This window comes from Streptomyces sp. NPDC060000 (assembly GCF_042737375.1).
In the GTDB taxonomy this organism is placed as follows: Bacteria; Actinomycetota; Actinomycetes; order Streptomycetales; family Streptomycetaceae; genus Streptomyces.
This window is the reverse complement of sequence record NZ_JBHWUU010000188.1, coordinates 1-1,185: the sequence shown is the minus strand read 5'-3', so window position 1 is coordinate 1,185 and position 1,185 is coordinate 1. Positions and strand designations below refer to the sequence as shown.

Below are 1,185 nucleotides of genomic sequence, written 5' to 3'. Positions count from 1 at the left end.
GGTGGAGCAGCTGCGGGGCGTGGTGGGTGTGGGTCGGGCGACGGTGTTCCAGGGGTTGCTGGCGTCGTTCGCGTCGGTGGCCGGGCGGTGGTCGGGGCGTTCGGACGTGGTGCTGGGCACGCCGGTGGCGGGGCGTTCGCGGGCGGAACTGGAAGGCGTCGTGGGGTTCTTCGTGAACACGCTGGCGTTGCGTGTGGATGTGGGCGGGCGGGTGTCGTTCGCGGAGCTGGTGGAGCGGGCCCGCGCGGCCACGCTGGGGGCGCTGGCGCATCAGGAGGTGCCCTTCGAGAAGGTCGCGCAGGCGGTCGGCGGGGAGCGGGGCTCTCTGGTGCGGGTGCTGTTCGCGCTGGACAACACCGAGCGCGGGGCGTGGGAAGTGGACGGCGTGCGTATCTCGGAGCTCGCGGTGCCGGGCGGGCGGGCGCAGTTCGAGGTGGCGGTGCATCTGCGGGAGCAGCCCGACGGGAGCGTGGTGGGCCGGCTGGAGTACGCGGCCGACCTCTTCGACGCCGCGTCGATGACCCGCCTTCGGGACGCCTGGCTGCGTGTGCTGGCCGAGGCGGTGGCCGCGCCCGACCGGCCGGTGGCCGCGCATCCGCTCACCTCGGCCCGCGAGCGGGAGTCGCTGGCAGCGTTCAGCGCGCCCGATCCCGAGCCGGTCGTCGGGCTCGTCCACGAACAGATCACCGCCCAGGCCGGCCGCACCCCGCAGACGGTGGCCCTCGCCGACGAGGCGGGCAACACCATGACCTACCGGGAGCTGGAGCAGGCCGCCAACCGGCTCGCCCACCACCTCACCGCGCAGGGCGTGGGCGTGGAGGACGTGGTGGGGCTGTGCCTGCACCGCTCACCGGACCTCATCGTGTCACTGCTGGCAGTACTCAAGACAGGCGCCGCCTACCTGCCCCTGGACCCCGACTACCCGCCCGCACGGCTGGCCGCCATGGTCACCGGCTCCCGCGCCCGCCTGATCCTCACCCACGCCCCCACCCGGCAGGTCACCGCGCACCTGGACCTGCCGACCGGCGCCCGGCAGGTCGACCTCGACGAAGACCGGGAGGCCATCGCCGCCCGGTCAGCAACCGCGCCGAGCACAGGACACATCCACGTCTCCAATGCCGCCTACGTCCTCTACACCTCAGGCTCGACCGGGACACCCAAGGGCGCGGTCAACACCCACGCCGC

Annotated in this window: 1 protein-coding gene; it reads left to right on the top strand. The window is 73.8% G+C overall.

Translation table 11 applies throughout. From position 1 onward, the window contains the following. Positions 1-19: 19 nt before the first annotated feature. The coding region (locus ACFWBB_RS42625) for an AMP-binding protein (protein ID WP_385284709.1) at positions 20-1,185 on the top strand (1,166 nt) is incomplete at its 3' end.